1 protein-coding gene and 1 pseudogene are annotated in these 2229 nt (G+C 71.2%); both read left to right on the forward strand.

Annotation, left to right across the window (positions count from 1 at the left end; translation table 11 throughout):
* A partial coding sequence (locus ACTZWW_RS22565) for a DNA translocase FtsK (RefSeq protein ID WP_444783208.1) occupies positions 1 to 1829 on the forward strand: 1829 nt, incomplete at its 5' end.
* A gap of 148 nt (positions 1830 to 1977) precedes the next feature.
* Positions 1978 to 2229: pseudogene (locus ACTZWW_RS22570) on the forward strand (hypothetical protein); the annotation flags it as partial.

A 2229-nucleotide genomic window follows, 5' to 3' on the forward strand; every position in this document is an offset into this window, starting at 1 on the left:
TCGACGAGGCGCCCTGGGAGGAGCCGCGCCGGTCCCCTGCCCCCGCCCCCCGGCTCGCGGCGGCCCGGCCGAAGCCGGTGCGCGCCCGCGAGCCGGAGCCCGAGCCGGAGCCGGAGCCGGAGGAGGACTACGCCGACGAGGATCACGCCGACGAGGAGGTCTTCGAGGACGAGCCGGCCCAGCCCTCGCGCGTCCAGATGCCCGTCGCCGCGCTCAAGCCCGGCAAGCGCATCAAGCGTGAGGCCCAGCCGAGCTTCCTGGACGAGAGCGACTACGAGCTCCCCCCGCTCCAGCTCCTCGCCGAGCCCAAGCGTTCGGGGACCCCCGCTGTGTCCGCGGAGGCGCTCGAGCAGAATGCGACGCTGCTCGAATCGACGCTCGAGGACTTCGGCGTTCGGGGTGAGATCATCAACGTGCGCCCCGGTCCGGTCGTCACGCTCTACGAGCTCGAGCCCGCGCCGGGCACGAAGTCGAGCCGCGTGATCTCGCTGGCCGACGACATCGCCCGTTCGATGTCGGCGGTCTCCGCCCGCGTCGCTGTGGTGCCCGGCCGCAACGCCATCGGCATCGAGCTGCCCAACGCCAAGCGCGAGACCGTGTACCTGCGCGAGCTCCTCGCCTCCCACGACTTCGAGGCGACGAAGCACAAGCTGGCACTTTGCCTCGGCAAGACCATCGGCGGCGAGCCGGTGATCGCGGACCTCGCCCGCATGCCGCACCTGCTGGTGGCCGGCACGACCGGCTCCGGCAAGTCGGTGGCGATCAACACCATGATCCTGTCGCTGCTCTACCGGCTCACGCCCGAGCAGTGCCGGCTGATCATGGTCGACCCGAAGATGCTCGAGCTGTCGATCTACGACGGCATCCCCCATCTCCTCTCGCCGGTGGTGACGGACCCCAAGAAGGCGGTCGTCGCGCTCAAGTGGGCGGTACGCGAGATGGAGGACCGCTATCGCAAGATGTCCAAGCTCGGCGTGCGCAACATCGACGGCTTCAACGCCCGCGTCGTCGAGGCGGTCGAGCGCGGCGAGGTGATCACCCGCACGGTGCAGACCGGGTTCGACCGCGAGACCGGCGAGGCGATCTTCGAGGAGGAGGAGATGGATCTCCAGCCCCTCCCCTACATCGTCGTCATCGTCGACGAGATGGCCGACCTGATGATGGTCGCCGGCAAGGAGATCGAGGGCGCGATCCAGCGCCTCGCGCAGATGGCGCGCGCGGCGGGCATCCACCTGATCATGGCCACACAGCGCCCCTCGGTGGACGTCATCACCGGCACGATCAAGGCGAACTTCCCGACCCGCATCTCCTTCCAGGTGACCTCGAAGATCGACAGCCGTACCATCCTGGGCGAGATGGGCGCCGAGCAGCTGCTCGGGCAGGGCGACATGCTGCACATGGCCGGCGGCGGGCGAATCACCCGAGTGCACGGGCCCTTCTGCTCGGACGACGAGGTCGAGCACGTCGTGACCCACCTCAAGCGCCAGGGCCGCCCCGCCTATCTCGACGCGGTGACGCTCGACGAGGAGGAGGCTGCGGCCGGCGGTGGCGGCGGGGACGACGGGGCGGTCTTCGACAAGGGCGCCTTCGGCGACCCCGGCGGCGACGTCTACGACCAGGCCGTGGCGGTGGTCCTGCGCGACAAGAAGGCGTCGACCTCCTACATCCAGCGCAGGCTGCAGATCGGCTACAACCGCGCCGCCTCGCTGATGGAGCGCATGGAGCGCGAGGGCATCGTCGGCCCGGCGAACCATGCGGGCAAGCGCGAGATCCTGATGGAGAGCGGCGGCCGCGGCGGCGGCGGCGACATGGGCGTCGACGACGATTGAGGCGGCGGGGGGAGCCCCCGTTTCGCCACAGCCCGTCGCTATCGGGGGACCGCGAACGCACCACGACCCTTCTTCGTTGAGAGATCTTCGACGACGGATCATGGCCTCGCGAGAGAGAGGCCGGCGACAGAGGCCGGGGAGACAGGCGATGACGCGCACCCGCACCACCCGAAACCGCCCCGCGAGGCCGCTCGGGACCCCGAGTCTGGCGGCCCTGCTGCTCGCGGGTGCGATTCTGGCGGGCTTCGCCGGTGACGCGGACGCGTTCTTCTGGCGGCGCGACCCGGCGCCCGAGCCCGCTCCGGCGCCGACGGTCGTCGCGCCGACGGTGCCCGTCCCCGTGCTCCCGCCGCCGCGCCCGGGCGCCATCGCCCGCGCGGCGCCTGCCACGCCCGTGCAG

It is taken from the genome of Salinarimonas sp. NSM, from assembly GCF_052380005.1.
In the GTDB taxonomy this organism is placed as follows: Bacteria; Pseudomonadota; Alphaproteobacteria; order Rhizobiales; family Beijerinckiaceae; genus Salinarimonas.